The sequence below is a fragment of the Streptomyces sp. JHA26 genome (assembly GCF_002005565.1).
Taxonomy (GTDB): domain Bacteria; phylum Actinomycetota; class Actinomycetes; order Streptomycetales; family Streptomycetaceae; genus Streptomyces.
This window is the reverse complement of sequence record NZ_BDJC01000097.1, coordinates 1-15,253: the sequence shown is the minus strand read 5'-3', so window position 1 is coordinate 15,253 and position 15,253 is coordinate 1. Positions and strand designations below refer to the sequence as shown.

Sequence of the window (15,253 nt, the reverse complement as noted above, 5' to 3'; positions counted from 1 at the left end):
CCGCTACCTCCTGTCGCTGCTGCCGCAGAACAACCGCGAGAACCCGCCGCGCGCGGAGTCCGCGGACCCGGCCGACCGCCGGTCCGAGGTCCTGCTGGACCTGGTGCCGGCCGACGGCAACCGGCCCTACGACATGGCCAAGGTGATCGAGGAGATCGTCGACGACGGCGAGTACCTCGAGGTCCACGAGCGCTGGGCCCGCAACATCATCTGCGCGCTGGCCCGCCTGGACGGCCAGGTCGTCGGCATCGTCGCCAACCAGCCGCAGGCCCTGGCCGGCGTGCTGGACATCGAGGCCAGCGAGAAGGCCGCCCGCTTCGTGCAGATGTGCGACGCCTTCAACATCCCCATCCTGACCCTGCTGGACGTCCCCGGGTTCCTGCCGGGCGTCGACCAGGAGCACGGCGGCATCATCCGCCACGGCGCGAAGCTGCTGTACGCGTACTGCAACGCCACCGTGCCGCGGATCTCGCTCATCCTGCGCAAGGCCTACGGCGGCGCCTACATCGTCATGGACTCCCAGTCCATCGGCGCCGACCTCACCTACGCCTGGCCCACCAACGAGATCGCCGTGATGGGTGCCGAGGGCGCCGCCAACGTCATCTTCCGCCGCCAGATCGCCGAGGCGGAGGACCCCGAGGCCATGCGGGCCCGCATGGTCAAGGAGTACAAGGCCGAGCTGATGCACCCCTACTACGCGGCCGAACGCGGCCTCGTGGACGACGTCATCGACCCCGCCGAGACCCGCGAGGTCCTCATCCGGTCCCTGGCGATGCTCCAGACCAAGCACGCCGACCTGCCCTCCCGCAAGCACGGCAACCCCCCGCAGTGATCCGAGGAGCCATTCCCATGTCCACTCCCGACATCCGCGTAGAGAAGGGCCACGCCGAGCCCGAGGAAGTCGCCGCGATCACGGCCCTCCTGCTGGCCCGTGCCGCCGCCCGCCCCGCCGAGATCGCCTCCCCGCACGGCGGCGGCCGTGTCCGCGCGGGCTGGCGCCGCCTGGAGCGCGAGCCGGGCTTCCGGGCCCCGCACAGCTGGCGCTGACCCGAGCCCGCAGGGCCGGAACCCCGTGAGGGTTCCGGCCCTGCGGCGTGTTCGCCGGGTGCCGCCGCCGGGGCCGGTCAGAACACCGCCTGTACCAGGACGACGATGCCCCAGATCACGAGCCCGAGGATCGCCAGCAAGGACACCAGGGCGGTCGCCACGCAGCCGTTGCTCACCTCTTCGGGCTTGTTGTCGGTCCCGCCCGCCGCGCCTCCCCCCTGCTGCGCGGTGCCCTCGGCCGTCTGCGTCCCGGCCGTCCGCTGAGGGGTGCTGCCCGGATTCGGCCGACCCGTGGCCGTATCCGGCGCGGGCCTACCGCCGGACGACGCGCCGGCCGCACCGCCGGGCGTGCTCTTCGGCGTGCTGCCGGACGGCTGGTGCCGGGCGGACGCGCCCGCTGCCGGAACCGAAGCGGAAGCCGACGCCGAAGCCGAAGCCGAGGGGGACGCCGACGCCGAAGCCGCGGCCGACGCCGACGCGGACGCCGTCCTGGATCGCGCGCTCCGGTCGGTCGCGGCGGCGTACGGGTCGGTCCGTCCCTCCGCGCGCCGCAGGCACCAGGGGCACCTGTCCAGGTGACCGCTGTAGTAGTGCTCCGCGACGACGGTGCACCGGGCCACCTCCTCCCGGGCGTCGTCCAGCGCCTCCAGCCAGTCCGTCGAGGTCGGTCTGCGCGCGGGCTCCCGCAGGCCCGGTCCGAACGCGGCCCGCGCGAGCTCGGCCACCGCCGGCGGCAACACCTCGACCGGCAGCAGCTGGGCGGGTACGTGGACCTGGTCCGGATGGACCAGGAAGGTCGTGCCGGAGAGGATGTTGTCCTTGCGGGTGGACTCCGCCGAGCCCGACTTCGGGGCCCCGTCGAACGGGTGGTTGCCCGCGGTCAGCAACTGGTAGACGAGGACCGCGAGCGCGAAGTCGTCCGAGTGCCGGTCCGCCGGCCCGCCCTTGTGGCGCTCGGGAGCACCGTAGTCGTCGGTGAAGACGTCGCAGCCGAACTCCTCACCGGTCTCCGTGTCGGTGAAGGCGAAGGAGTCGCAGTCCAGCAGCGTGATGAACCCGCGGTCGTCGGTGACCGCGTTCGCCCCGGACAGGTCGCCCACGACGACGTCCTCGTCGTGCAGCCCGGCCGTGATGAACGAGAGGTTCGCGGCCACCCCGAGCAGGAACTTCCAGTGTGCCTGTCCGGAGAACCGCTTCTGTCGCACCGACTTGCGCAGCAGGCCGTTGAGCGGGGTGTGCGTGTCGGGCAGCCGTGTCATGCCGTAACCGACCGTACGGCCGCCGCTCCTGACCAGTTCGGTCGGCCAGACCAGGAGCGGGGGCTGGCCCGGGTGCAGCCGCTCCGCCGCCAGCGGCCGGGTGCGCAGCATCGCGGTGAGCCGGCGGAGCTGGGCGTCGCCCGGCGGCCGCTCGTAGATCTTGACCGCGAGGTCCTGGCGGCCCTCCACCGCCCACACACTGCCCTGTCCGCCCTGACCGAGCGGCCGGCCCGTACGCGACAGCGGGGTGCCGTCGGCGAATGTCAGATCGATGATGTCGTCGGTGCTCATGTCCGTATCGCCCACAGGAGAGTCTTGTCGTCGCCGGTCACCCGGTTGACCTGGTCCGAACCGAGGAAGGCGGTCACCCACCGCTCTTCCTCGTCATGGTCGTAGTCCGGGCGCGCGAGCCGTTCGAAGAGGCGCCCCACGAAGGCGTCGTGCGGCAGCGGGAAGCCGCTGGGGGTGCGCTTGACGAGCACGTTGGTCAGCCCGTCGGTGGACAGCAGCACCCCGTCGATCCCCGGGTCGCGCACACAGTCGACCAGCACGTGGCCCAGCGCGGCGGCGGAGCCGACGAACACCGTCTCGTTCGCGTACTCGCTCGGGCCGGCCGGCTGGGGCAGCAGGTGGTGGGCGGCCGGGGAACCGTCCCCGCCGGTGCGCAGCAGCACCAGACCGTCGCCGACCGACACGTGCCCGAGCCACCCCTGGGCGGCCACCACCACCGTCAGCGTCGTCGCGAACGGCGCCGGGTCGCTGCCGCACCAGTGCAGGAAGTTCGTGCGCACGGACCGGAAGGCTTCGGTCATCAGGTGCTTGCGCGCGTTCGCGTCGGGAATCCGGTCCCACGGGGTCGCCAGCGGGGCGAACGCCTCCACGGCCAGGCGCACGACCTGCCGGGCGCCCTCCTCGGCGCGCGCCGCGCTGCCCGCCCCGTCCGCGACGACCAGCACCAGGGAGTCCGACGACCGCCGCATCCCCCAGGCGTCCTGACAGGGCAGGTCGTCCCGCAGGTGCCGGTAACCGGTCACCTTGGTGCCGTGCACCCGCCAGCTCGCCGGTTCCCGCTCGGGGGACACGCTCACGCCGGAACCTGCCCGCCGCCGCGCCGGGTCTTCAGCCGGGCGAAGATCTGCCGGATCTCGGCCTCGTCGGCGCCGTCCTGCGTGGCCTGCGCGCTGTGCGACATGACCTTGAGGACCAGCTCGAAGGGGAAGCCGTCCAGCCAGGCGTTGTACTCCGGCGCCAGCTCCTCCAGCACGGCCTGCGCACCGCTGAGCTGCTCGCCCACCCCCACCGCGAACAACCGGAACCGGCGCTCCTCCTCCGCCTTCCGCAGCTCGGGGAGCAGATCGCGGTAGGAGTACGAGAAGCGGCCCCCCTCGTCGCTGGGGTATCCGTCGGTCACCAGGCAGATCTGCGGGCGGTAGTACGTCAGCCCCGCGGCGCGCAGTCCCGCCTTGTAGTCCGCGACGACCTCCATGGCCAGGCGCAGCGCCCGGTCCAGCAGGGTCACGCCGAGGGCTCTCAGCTGCGGGGGACGGAACTCGTGGGCCGGCACGAACGGGCTGAGCGGCCACGTGGGGGCGGTCGGACCCAGCGCCGTGTCGCCCTGCCACACGGTGATGTGACCGCTGCCGCCGAACGTGATGAGGGCGATGTCCACGGTGGCGCCGAGCACCATGTCGTTCTCCAGGCTGTGCGCCCAGGACGCCAGCGCCGTGTTGAGCGAGGCGATGGCGCCGTTCTTGGCCAGGGAGCTGGAGGTGTCGAGGCACAGCAGCAGGGGCAGCCGCTGCGCGCTGTCGAACTCGAAACCCGTGTAGGGCAGGGGAAGGGGGGCCTCGTCGGACCCAGGAGTGTGGAACACGGCTCTCCATGGTGCTGAGTGCGGGCGGGGACGGTGGTGGGGGAGAGACCGACCGGGTGCGTGGGGAGGGGAGCGGTCAGTCGAGGGGACGGGCTTCGAGGACCAGGGGATCGGGGGAGGGGGCCACCCGGACCCGGCTGCCCGGCCGGGGGAAGGCCGACGCGGACCCGTGCCAGTGGGCGCGGTGCATGGCTCCCTCCCACTCCACGTAGCCCTGGGGGCGCAGCCAGGTGACGGCCGTGGTGATCCGGTCGTCCGGTCCCGGGGTGTCCGGGCGGTCGTCGGGTGTGCCGGGTGCGGTGCCGGCGTGCGGACCGTCGTAGGACGCGGTGTCGGCGCGCAGGTGCCGGGTGGGCACGTCCTCGTCCGCCGGGTGCGGGGTCGCCGTCGGCACACGCCCGGTCGCGCCGGACGGTGCCGCCGCGGCGGAGTACGGCTGCGGCTGTGACTCGTGAGGGCGCGCGGGTCGGGGGGCCGACCGGTGCTGCACGGGCTGGTGGTGCTCCGGCTGGTGCTGTGCGCGCTGGGGTTGCGCGGGTGCGCGGCCCGGTGCGTTTCCGGACACCGGGGCGGCGGGGTGCCCGGGAAGCTGCCGCTGGTCGTCGGAGAGCGGCTGGTGCGCCTCGGGAAGCGGCTGGTGGACTCCGGGAACCGGCCGGTTCCCGCGTGCGTCACCCGTTTCCCGCTCGGGCACGGCGCCCCCCGACGGCACCGCCCGCTCCGGACGCTCGTAGGACTCGTCCTCCTCCCGGGGCCGACGGCGCACCATGGGCATCTTCCCGGGCACGGAGTTCAGGGCCCGGCGCGCCTTCCGGCCCAGCCGCGCCACGTCGGTGTCGAGACGTCGGCCCGCCGGGACCGGCCTGTGGCGCGCCGAACCGTCGGAGGTGCCTGACCCGTGCTGCTCCGGGGACGGACGCTGTTCGCCGCGTCCCGGACCGTCGGCGCGACGGGGTGCCGCCCGCCCGCCGCCGGGAGGGCCGTCCGGCCCGTCGCGGCGCCACACGAGGCGGTCCGGCTCGTGCGCCGGGGAGAGCCGGTCGGCCCGGGCGCCGGTCCGGGACCACAGGATGCCCAGCGCCGTGACGAAGCACAGCAGCACCACCACGAGCACACCGACGACCCAGATCATCGGCCCGCCTTCCGCGCCGCCATGTCGTCCGCGCGGCGCAGGACGTACCCCAGGTCGCGGCACTCGGACAGCAGCCGTTCCGCCCGTGTCAGCAGGGGGTCGAGCGTCGCGGCGAAACCGCTCGCGGTCATGTGGGCCGCCACGGGAAGGCTCGACACGGCGGACAGCAGCGGCACGTCGGTCCCGTCGTATCCCAGCACCGCCGTCGGACTCACCTCGCGCGCGTTCCAGGCGGTCGCCGCGGCGGCCGTCGGGGCCAGCCGGTCCGGTGGTACGAGGGTGCCGTCGGTGATGATCACCACGACCGCGGCACCGCTGCGGTGGAAGTCGGCGGTGAGGGGCGTGCCGGAAGCACCGCCGACCCGGGTGTCCACGGTCAGAGCGCCCTGGTGGGACAGGACGCGCGCGCCGCGGCGCCGGGCCCAGGTCTCCACGAGACTCGTCCAGTCGTCCTTCAGGGCGAGCAGGGGATCAGTGGGCATCGCGCAGCGCCTTCCGGATCAGGGCGGGGGTGAGACCGGCGTCGAGGAGCCCGGCCGCCGCGGGACGCAGCGCACAGGCACCCCCCGGCGCCGGGGTCCGGCACCGGTGCGCCGAACGCATCTCCGGCTCGGTCGGTTCCCCGCGCCCGGCGCGCTCGGCCGCGCCGCCGGGGCGGGTGGGTTCCTGCGCGGTCTTCAGGAGGGTGGCCAGCGTGGTCAGGAGGTCGCGCGGCCCGGGCCGGGCACCGGGTTCCCGGGCCAGGCAGGCGCCGATCAGGTCCTTCAGCCCGGCGGGCACTCCGTCCAGCCGGGGAGGTTCCGCGCGGCGGATCCGCCGGTTGGCGTCACTGCCGGTGCCGAACGGGGGCCGGCCGGTGGCGGCGAAGGTGAGCACCGCTCCGAGGGCGAAGACGTCGACGGCCGGCGACGGCCGCCCGCCCGCCAGCTGTTCCGGGGCCATGTAGCCGGAGGTGCCGATGATCGTGCCGGGCGCCGTCAGACCGCCGACGTCGACGATGGAGCGGGCTATCCCGAAGTCGATCAGTCGCGGCTCGTCGCCCTCCATGATGATGTTGCCGGGCTTGACGTCCCGGTGGATCACTCCGCGCGCGTGCACCGTGGCGAGCGCCTCGGCGAGCATCAGGCCGAGTCGCGCGACCGGCTCCGCGGACAGCGGCCCCGTGTCCCGCACGCGCGCGGCCAGCGTGGGCCCCTCCACGTAACGCGTGGCGAGCCATAACGGTGGTACGTCGGTCTCGGCGGCGTAGACCGGCACGGTGTAGGGGCTGTGCACCTCGCGCAGCGCGGCGACCTCACGGGCGAAACGCTGCCGGATCTCGCTGTGTCCGGTGAGGTCCTCGCGCACGACCTTGACCGCGAGACGCTGTCCCGCGGGGGTGCGGCAGAGATACACGGTTCCCATCCCACCGCTGCCGAGCGTGTCGATGACGGTGAAGGCGCCGATGCTCGGCGTGCTGCCGGGTGTGTTCACCCACCCCCCCGAATGGTGTGCTGCCGGCGGTCGACCCCCAGGACCGCCGGTCCGGTTGGTCAAATTACCGTAGGGCTGGGCCGCTTGTGTACCTCTTCGGGAAGAAGAGCCGCGTGGGCCCTGCCTGGCCCGCTCTGTCCCACACCGGCGTACGCGAAAGGGGGCGGCTCCTCCCCACGGGAGGAGCCGCCCCCTTTCGGTGTTCCGGGGCGGGCGCCGGGCGCTAGCGCAGGCGGGCCATCAGGGCGTGCTCCACGAGAGTGATCAGCGTCGACTTCGCGTCGGCCCGGTGCCGCGCGTCCGTCGTGATGATCGGCGTGTCGGGGCCGATCTGCAGCGCCTCCCGGACCTCGTCCGGGTTGTACGGCTGCTGCCCGTCGAAGCCGTTCAGGGCGATGACGAACGGCAGACCGCTGTTCTCGAAGTAGTCGACGGCCGGGAAGCAGTCGGCCAGCCGCCTCGTGTCGACCAGCACGACCGCGCCGATGGCGCCGCGCACCAGGTCGTCCCACATGAACCAGAAGCGGTCCTGACCGGGCGTGCCGAACAGGTAGAGGATCAGGTCCTGGTCGAGCGTGATGCGGCCGAAGTCCATGGCGACCGTCGTGGTCGTCTTGTCCCCCGTGTGGGTGAGGTCGTCGATGCCCGCGGACGCGGACGTCATCACGGCCTCCGTGCGCAGCGGGTTGATCTCCGAGACGGCGCCGACGAACGTGGTCTTGCCCACGCCGAAACCGCCCGCCACCACGATCTTCGCGGACGTGGTGGAGCGGGAAGGCCCTCCGCTAGAGCTTGCGAAGTCCACTGAGCACCCTTTCGAGCAGTGTCACGTCTGGCTGGCCGCCGGCGTTCTCGTCGCCGCCGGGCTGATGGATGGCGACCAGGCCCGCCTCCGCCAAGTCGGCGACGAGGATCCTGGCCACGCCGAGAGGGATCGTCAGCAGGGCCGAGATCTCGGCCACCGACTTGATCTCCCGGCAGAGGTTGCAGATCCGCTGATGCTCGGGCAGCTGGCCCTGCATCTGGTGCGGCTGCGCGGTGGTGTGCACCAGTGCCTCGATGGCGAGCTGGTACCGCGGCCTGGTGCGGCCGCCCGTCATGGCGTACGGACGCACCAGAGGGTTGTTCGACGCTCCCGAGGGCGCCGGCTCAGGGGTGCGGCGCTGCGGCTGCACGGGCTGGATGCGCGGAGCCTGCGGCTGGTCGTACGGCGAAGGGCCGGGACCCTGCGGTGCGTACGGCTGCCGGTGGCCCGGGGTGGAGGGAAAGCCGTACCCGTTCACCGAGCCGTCGTTCTGCCCCTGCGCAGGGCCGTACGACCAGTCGCCCGCAGACGGACCACCTGGGGGTGTTGCCACTTTCTCCTCCTCCGGCTGTGCCTGGCATCCATCACTGGGAAGCCGCGTCCCGAAACTTTACGGCCACGGGACGCCAAAATGCACCGTCTGTCCTTCAGTTGAGAAGGCTCCCCTGGAGCTCGGCACGCAGGTCCGGGGTCAGGACCGTGCCGGCACGGTCCACCAGAAGGGCCATCTCGTACCCAATGAGGCCGATGTCCGCCTCCGGGTGTGCGAGAACCGCGAGCGAGGAACCGTCGGAGATGGACATGATGAAGAGGAATCCCCTCTCCATCTCCACAACCGTCTGGTTCACGCTGCCGCCCTCGAAGATGCGCGAGGCGCCGGCGGTCAGCGAGGTCAGACCGGAGGCGACGGCCGCGAGCTGGTCGGCGCGGTCGCGCGGGAACCCCTCGGACATCGCCAGAAGGAGTCCGTCGGCGGAGACCACCACCGTGTGGGACACCCCCGGGGTGTTGTCCACGAAGTTGGTGATCAACCAGTTCAGGTTCTGTGCCGCCTGGCTCATCGGGCTCACACTAACGCTCCTGGTTGTAGGTGCTGTCAGGACCACGGTGTTCATTCCTTGTGTCCTGGCCGTTCGTTTCACTGCCTGCGGTGCGGCCCCGTTCGACGCCGCGTCGCAGGTTGCTCAGCCTGCCCCGGACGTCCTCCGGGGCGCGGGAGACCTGTGGGCCCCCCTGGGGAGTGGTTTCGGCGGCGCCCTCGACCAGGTTGGCCTTGGGGACCCGCCGCGGCAGACCGGAGGAGGTCACTCCGCCCGCCTTGGGCTTGCGCAGCTGTGAGGCCTGCTGCCAGCGCTCGTCGTTGGCCGAGCGCCAGTCGCCGGAGCCGCCCGCCGCCGAAGCCGGTGCCTCCCGGTCCACGCGCCCCGCGTCGCCCGGACCGCCCGCGGAGGAACCGCGGCGCGGAAGGCCGGCGTCGGTGAGGTCGTGGGCGGCGGAGGAAGCCGGACCCGGACGGTCGAAGCCTACGCGGTCCGCCTCGGCCACGTCAGCGGCCTGCGCGGACTCCGCCTCGGGAGCATCCGCAGCGTACTGGCCCTGGTAGTCGTTCCGGTAGCCGTCCTGCTGGGGCCAGTCGTCCTGGTGACGCCGCTGCTCGAAGGCCGAGTAGGCCTCCTGGGCGCCGGATCCGGCCGGCTGGTGCCCGTTCGGGCCCGGCTCCGCGTAGCCGCCGTTCGGCGCGTAGCCGTCGCCCTGGGGCAGGCCGCCGTTCGGCGCGTAGTACTGCTCCTCGTACGACGCCTGCTGCGGCTCCGCGTACGCCTGCTGCTGGTCGGAGTACGCCGACTGCTGATCGGGGTACGCCGACTGCTGGGCGTACGTGCCGGTCTGCTGCTCCTGGTACCCGTCCTGGTCCTGGTATCCGCCCTGGTCCTGGTACCCGTCCTGGTCCTGGTACCCGCCCTGGTCCTGGCCGTAGACCGGCTGCCGGCCGGTGAACTGGTCCTGGTAACCGGCCGCCTCCGCGCTCTCGCGGCCGTCGGAGTCCGCCGGGCCGGGCAGCTCGGGCTGCGCCTGGGCCTCCAGGGCCGCACGGCGTTCCTCGCGCATCAGGGAGCGGCCCACCGGGTCGAGCTCACGGATGTCGTCGGGAACCTCGGTGTAGCGGCTGTCGTCGAAGCCCAGCTCCGCGGCCGTCCGCATGGGCTGGCCGACCTGGCCGAAGCCCTCGCCCTGGAAGTTCTGCTCGGGGATGATCTGCGAGACGGTGAACTCGTCGCGCTGCACCTGCTGCTCGCCGCCACCGCCGTGCGTGATGGCGTCCGGGAGCATGACCAGCGAGGTGGTGCCCGCCTGCTCGCCGGAGGGGCGCAGCTGGACGCGGATGCCGTGCCGGTCGGACAGCCGGCCGACCACGAACAGGCCCATGCGCTGCGAGATCGCGGCGTCCACGGTCGGCGGGTTGGCCAGCTTGTGGTTGATGTCCGCGAAGTCCTCGGCGGTCAGGCCGATGCCCTTGTCGTGGATCTCCACCATCACGCGGCCGTCGGGCAGCCGGGTCGCGGTGACGCGGACCTTGGTCTGCGGGGAGGAGAACGTGGTGGCGTTCTCCAGGAGCTCGGCGAGCAGGTGCACGAGGTCGGTCACGGCGCGGCCGTGGATCTCGGCCTCCGGCACGCCCTGCAGCTCGATGCGCTCGTACTGCTCCACCTCGGAGGAGGCGGCGCGCAGCACGTCGACCAGCGGGACCGGCTGGTCCCAGCGCCGGCCGGGCTCCTCGCCGGCGAGGACCAGGAGGTTCTCGCCGTTGCGGCGCATGCGGGTGGCGAGGTGGTCCAGCCGGAAGAGGTTCTCCAGCTGGTCGGGGTCGGCCTCGTTGTTCTCCAGGTCGGTGATCAGGCTCAACTGGCCCTCGATCAGCGACTGGTTGCGGCGCGAGAGGTTGGTGAAGATCGCGTTGATGTTGCCCCGCAGCAGGGCCTGCTCGGAGGCGAGCCGGACCGCCTCGCGGTGCACCTGGTCGAAGGCGCGGGCGACTTCGCCGATCTCGTCGGTGGAGCTGATCGGGATCGGGGCCACCCGGGTGTCGACCCGGCCGGGGTCGGTGCGGGAGAGCTGGTCGACCAGCGACGGCAGCCGCTGCTCGGCGATGCCGAAGGCGGCGTTGCGCAGCTGGCGCATGGAGCGGCTCATCTGGCGGGCCACCATGCCGGCCAGGATGAACGCGGCGAGCAGCGCGATCACGACCGCGGCGCCGGTGATGTAGGCGTCCTGCTCGGCGTCGTCGGCGATGGCGGAGGCCTCGTCCACGGCCCGGTCGGCCATGTCCGACTCGATCTTGCTGTAGGCGTCGAACTTGAGGGTGTTGACCGCCCACCAGTTCTCCGGGGTGATGCCCTGCCCGGCCAGCTCGGCGCGGGCATCCGCGTCCGTGGAGTCCAGCCCGGCCAGCTCGGAGATCATGGTGGTCGGGTTGGCCGGCGGCGGCACGTAGTCCGGGTCCTTGGCCTTGGCCTCCTTGGCCATGGCCGCGCCGTCCTTCTTGAGCTTCGCCTCGGCGTCCTCGAGCTTCTGCGCGTCCGCCTCGGTACCGCCGCCGATGTACTCCTCGACGGCGATGCGCTCGAGGTAGGCGTACGAGGAGAGGGCGACGCGCTGGCTGGCGAGGTGGCTCGGCTCCGGACCCGGCTTGACCAACATGTGCATGCCGATGGAGCGCTCCAGCGAGAGCGCGGCCTTGGTCAGGGAGATCGCGTAGACGGTACGGCCGTAGGAGGTGATGTTGCCGGTGCCCAGACCGAGCTCGTTGGCGAACTCCATCAGGGGGTGGGCGATCCCGGTGTAGCCCTCCTCGGTCTCCACGCCCTTGAGCTTGGAGGTGTAGGCGGTCGCGCGCAGCGTCTGGAGCTTGGGCTCCTGCTCGCGGAAGACCTTCAGCCGGCGTTCCAGACCGGCCTTGTCCGGCATGTCCTGCGCGGCCTCGTCGAAGGCGTCGGCGGCCTCGTCCGTGGCCCGGCGGGCCTGGGCGACGGTCTCGTCCTTCTCGCCCTTGCCCTGGAGCAGCGGCGCGGCGGTGAGGTCGCGCTCGTTGTAGAGGGCGCTGGCGTAGCCGAGGGAGGCGCGCACCAGGAGTGCGGTGTTCTCGGCGTCCTCGGCGTCCTGCCAGGTGTCGATCGAGCTCTTCACCTGGAAGCCGCCCATGACGAGGCCGACCAGCACGGGTATGAGCAGGATCGCGTTCAGCCGGGTGGTCACCCGCCAGTTGCGCGGGGAAAGACGGCCGCCGCTCGCAGCGGGTGCGGCCGTGGGCTCCGACGCGGGCGCGGGCGCGGGGGCGGGGGCCGCTGTGCGCGGCGGCGGGGTGAAGTTGCCCCGGGCCGATGGCTCGGGACTGTTCTTGCTTCGCCTCACTCGACCAACAACCTCTCGGCGGTCGGCACCTACGTCGTGCCGCTGTGTATCAGCGCCCAGTTCGCCGTCATATACGTGCTACTGCTGAGTACGTCTTTGACCATTGGGCAGTTCTCGCATTCCAGCACGACGGCCTGCGCTCTTCCAAACAGTGGAACGAGGAGCTCGCACGTGAGGTAAGCGTCAGATAAAACGGTCATAAAGAGCGAGGCCCGTCAAAAGACGGGGCGTTCGTGCGCGCAGCGACACCGATCGACCGCGAGCTGTGGCGGTACCACCCGTTTCCTCTGCCGAAACGTTATGAACACCGGAGCCGACCGTGTCGAAGGACACAGCCGACTCCGGTACGCCCAAGGCAACTGTCGTGGGTCCTTGCCGACTTGGATCTTTCCGGCCGCGGAACCTACCTCAGCCGTGCCATCAGCGCGTGTTCCACCAGCGTGATCAGCGCACTCTTGGCGTCGGCCCGGTGCCGCGCGTCGGTGGTGATGATCGGGGCGTCGGGGCCGATCTGCAGCGCCTCGCGCACCTCGTCCGGGGTGTACGGCTGCTGGCCGTCGAAGCCGTTCAGCGCGACGACGAACGGCAGACCGCTGTTCTCGAAGTAGTCGACGGCCGGGAAGCAGTCGGCCAGCCGGCGGGTGTCGCACAGGACGACCGCGCCGATGGCGCCGCGCACCAGGTCGTCCCACATGAACCAGAAGCGGTCCTGACCGGGCGTGCCGAACAGGTAGAGGATCAGGTCCTGGTCGAGCGTGATGCGGCCGAAGTCCATGGCGACCGTCGTGGTCGTCTTGCCCCCGGCGTGCGTGAGGTCGTCGATCCCGGCGCTGGCGGAGGTCATCACGGCCTCGGTGCGCAGCGGGTTGATCTCCGAGACGGCACCCACGAACGTGGTCTTGCCGACGCCGAAGCCACCGGCCACCACGATCTTCGCGGAGGTGGTCGCCCGGCCTCCGTCAGAGCTTGCGAAGTCCACTGAGCACCCTTTCGAGCAGTGTCACGTCCGGTGCACCGCCGTTGTTCTCGTCGCCGCCCGGCTGGTGGACGGCGACCAGGCCCGCCTCCGCCAAGTCGGCGACGAGGATCCTGGCCACACCCAGCGGCATGGCCAGCAGTGCCGACACCTCCGCCACCGACTTCACCTCGCGGCACAGGTGGCAGATGCGCTGGTGCTCGGGCAGCAGCCCCATGAGCACTGCGGGGTCGGCCGTGGTGCTGATCAGCGCCTCGATGGCGAGCTGATAGCGCGGCCTTGTCCGGCCGCCGGTCATCGCGTACGGACGTACCAGCGGCTGGTCGCCCTCGTCCTCGTACGGCTCCGCGTACGGATCATGAGAGGCGGTGGGCGGGGTCATGAATCCTCCGGGCGGGACAGCAGGTTGGTCAGTCGTGCCGTCTGACGGGGCCGGTGGGGGGATTGTGGCGGCCGGACGGTGATTTGGTGATACGGGTGGTGCCGGGGCCGATCAGTGGAGCAGACTGCCTTGCAGTTCGGCGCGCAGGTCCGGGGTGAGGACCGCGCCCGCGCGGTCGACCAGCAGCGCCATCTCGTAGCCGACGAGGCCGATGTCGCACTCCGGGTGCGCGAGAACGGCCAGGGACGAGCCGTCCGAGACGGACATGAGGAAGAGGAACCCGCGTTCCATCTCCACGACCGTCTGGGCCACGCTGCCGCCCTCGAAGATCCGGGACGCCCCGGCGGTCAGCGAGGTCAGCCCCGAGGCGACCGCCGCGAGCTGGTCGGCGCGGTCGCGCGGGAAACCCTCCGACATCGCCAGGAGGAGTCCGTCGGCGGACACGACGACGGTGTGGGACACCCCCGGGGTGTTGTCCACGAAATTCGTGATCAACCAGTTGAGGTTCTGTGCCGCCTGGCTCATCGGGCTCAACTAACGCTCCTGCTGGTGAGTGGGCCGCGGATAGCTGCCGGTCTGGTTGGTACCGGCCTGACGGCCCTGTGCGATTCCCCGACGGAGATTGGTCAGCCGGCCGCGCACGTCGTCGGGCGCGCGCGAGACCTGCGGACCGTTCTGGTGCTGCTGCTGCTGAGCAGTGCCCGGGACGAGGTTGGCCCGGGGCACCCGGCGCGGCAGGCCGGAGGTGGTGACACCGCCGGCCGCGGGCTGCCGGACGCGTTCGGCCTGCCGGACGAGATCGTCGTTCGGCGAGCTGCGCCAGGCGGAGCCGGCGGGCCGCTGGGGGGCCGCCGGGGTCTGGGGCTGGGCCTGCGGTTCCGGGGCGGGCGCGGGCGCGGGGGCGTCGTTCTCCGCCCGCTCCCGGCGCTCGCCGTGGAACCAGTTGGTCTCCAGCGTGTCGTACAGCGGCGTGCGTCCGTCACCGGGACCGGAGGCGGGCGGCAGGGCCCACCCGTCGGCCGGCCGCTGCTGGGCCGGGGCCGCGTGGCCGGGCTCCTGCTGCGCGGGACGCTGCTGCGGGGCCGGGCGCTGCTGCTGGGCACCGAAGTCGTCGCCCGCGTGGGCGCCGTTGACCTGCGGGCGCTCGAACTGGCCGGTGACGGCCGGGTCCTGCCGCTCCGGCAGGCGGTGCTGCCCGGTCGAGCCGTCGCCGTACGCCTGGGCGCCGGGGAACCGGCCGGTCGAGGCCGGGTCGTTCGGTCCCTGGTGGCCGGGCTGCGCGCCGTACACGTCCGGACGGACGAACGACCCGCCCTCGTGCTGCGGGGCGGCGGACTCGGGCCGCGCGAACGGGTCGTCGTGGCCGTACGGGGCCGCGGCGGGCCGGTCGAACCGGCCCGTGTTCTGCGCGTCGTCCTGGCGCGGGGCCGGGGCGTCGAAGTCCGGGCGGGCGAACTCCGCCGTGGTGCCGGGGCCCTGCGGCTCGTCGTGCCGGGGGACCACCGGTATCTCGGCGGTCGCGCCGGGACCCTGCTGGTCACCGAAGCGCGACGTCCGGTCCGTCCGGGACGAGTCCGGCTCCTCGTGGCCGCGCGGGGCGTCCAGCGAGGCACGGGGCACGGGCGGCTGCGCGTTCTCGTCGCTCCAGCTGGGCACGCGCGGCTGCGGGGCGCCGCCGGGCAGCTCGGCCCGCGGACCGCCGCGCGGCGGCAGCTGCGGACGACGGCCCTGCTCGGCGTCGCCGTTGCCCTTGCCGTTGTTCTTGCGCTTGCCGCGCTGCGGCGGCACCGGGGCACGGCCACCGAAGGCGTCCTGACCCTGCGGGGCACGGCCACCGAAGGCGTCCTGCTCCTGCGGGGCGTTCATGCCCGCGGCCTGCAGGCCCTGCGGAGCACC

General features: G+C 72.4%; 15 protein-coding genes and 1 pseudogene. 2 read left to right on the top strand and 14 right to left on the bottom strand.

Annotated features, from left to right (window positions below; genetic code table 11):
• Positions 1-832, top strand: an 832-nt coding sequence (locus JHAT_RS32460; protein WP_290439826.1) for an acyl-CoA carboxylase subunit beta, incomplete at its 5' end; no start/stop codon positions are given.
• A 17-nt stretch (positions 833-849) separates the two neighbouring features.
• On the top strand, positions 850-1,047 hold the full coding sequence (locus JHAT_RS32455) for an acyl-CoA carboxylase epsilon subunit (protein ID WP_077801861.1): 198 nt from the start codon (positions 850-852) through the stop codon (positions 1,045-1,047).
• Positions 1,048-1,124: 77 nt separating this feature from the next.
• Here JHAT_RS32455 and JHAT_RS32450 read toward each other — a convergent pair whose 3' ends face one another.
• From JHAT_RS32450 to JHAT_RS32385, 14 genes and pseudogenes are all read right to left on the bottom strand, one after another.
• Complete coding sequence (locus JHAT_RS32450; protein WP_077801860.1) at positions 1,125-2,597, bottom strand: hypothetical protein; 1,473 nt, start codon at positions 2,595-2,597, stop codon at positions 1,125-1,127.
• On the bottom strand, positions 2,594-3,394 hold the full coding sequence (locus JHAT_RS32445; RefSeq protein ID WP_253195680.1) for a PP2C family serine/threonine-protein phosphatase: 801 nt from the start codon (positions 3,392-3,394) through the stop codon (positions 2,594-2,596). The genes JHAT_RS32450 and JHAT_RS32445 overlap by 4 nt, the downstream gene beginning before the upstream one ends.
• The gene (locus tag JHAT_RS32440) at positions 3,391-4,179 is read right to left on the bottom strand and encodes a hypothetical protein (protein ID WP_077801858.1); all 789 of its coding nucleotides are present in this window, start codon (positions 4,177-4,179) and stop codon (positions 3,391-3,393) included. Before JHAT_RS32440 ends, JHAT_RS32445 begins: the two co-directional genes overlap by 4 nt.
• Before the next feature lie 76 nt (positions 4,180-4,255).
• Complete coding sequence (locus tag JHAT_RS32435; RefSeq protein ID WP_077801857.1) at positions 4,256-5,311, bottom strand: hypothetical protein; 1,056 nt, start codon at positions 5,309-5,311, stop codon at positions 4,256-4,258.
• Complete coding sequence (locus JHAT_RS32430) at positions 5,308-5,793, bottom strand: hypothetical protein (protein ID WP_077801856.1); 486 nt, start codon at positions 5,791-5,793, stop codon at positions 5,308-5,310. Before JHAT_RS32430 ends, JHAT_RS32435 begins: the two co-directional genes overlap by 4 nt.
• Positions 5,783-6,784, bottom strand: a complete 1,002-nt coding sequence (locus tag JHAT_RS32425; RefSeq protein ID WP_077801855.1) for a serine/threonine-protein kinase — start codon at positions 6,782-6,784, stop codon at positions 5,783-5,785. Before JHAT_RS32425 ends, JHAT_RS32430 begins: the two co-directional genes overlap by 11 nt.
• A gap of 223 nt (positions 6,785-7,007) precedes the next feature.
• Positions 7,008-7,589: an ATP/GTP-binding protein gene (locus tag JHAT_RS32420; RefSeq protein WP_026243582.1), complete on the bottom strand. Its 582-nt coding sequence runs from the start codon at positions 7,587-7,589 to the stop codon at positions 7,008-7,010.
• Positions 7,570-8,142: a DUF742 domain-containing protein gene (locus tag JHAT_RS32415; protein ID WP_077801854.1), complete on the bottom strand. Its 573-nt coding sequence runs from the start codon at positions 8,140-8,142 to the stop codon at positions 7,570-7,572. The genes JHAT_RS32420 and JHAT_RS32415 overlap by 20 nt, the downstream gene beginning before the upstream one ends.
• A 94-nt stretch (positions 8,143-8,236) precedes the next feature.
• Positions 8,237-8,650: a roadblock/LC7 domain-containing protein gene (locus JHAT_RS32410; RefSeq protein WP_004983065.1), complete on the bottom strand. Its 414-nt coding sequence runs from the start codon at positions 8,648-8,650 to the stop codon at positions 8,237-8,239.
• 10 nt (positions 8,651-8,660) lie between these two features.
• Positions 8,661-11,999, bottom strand: a complete 3,339-nt coding sequence (locus JHAT_RS32405; RefSeq protein WP_171991166.1) for a nitrate- and nitrite sensing domain-containing protein — start codon at positions 11,997-11,999, stop codon at positions 8,661-8,663.
• A gap of 403 nt (positions 12,000-12,402) precedes the next feature.
• A complete protein-coding gene (locus JHAT_RS32400; protein WP_107482094.1) occupies positions 12,403-12,978 on the bottom strand; it encodes an ATP/GTP-binding protein in 576 nt (191 codons plus the stop codon).
• Positions 12,959-13,357, bottom strand: a complete 399-nt coding sequence (locus JHAT_RS32395; protein WP_077801851.1) for a DUF742 domain-containing protein — start codon at positions 13,355-13,357, stop codon at positions 12,959-12,961. Before JHAT_RS32395 ends, JHAT_RS32400 begins: the two co-directional genes overlap by 20 nt.
• A gap of 111 nt (positions 13,358-13,468) precedes the next feature.
• The gene (locus JHAT_RS32390; RefSeq protein ID WP_003993189.1) at positions 13,469-13,882 is read right to left on the bottom strand and encodes a roadblock/LC7 domain-containing protein; all 414 of its coding nucleotides are present in this window, start codon (positions 13,880-13,882) and stop codon (positions 13,469-13,471) included.
• Between the two features lie 9 nt (positions 13,883-13,891).
• Positions 13,892-15,253 (bottom strand): annotated as a pseudogene (locus JHAT_RS32385) (hypothetical protein); the annotation flags it as partial.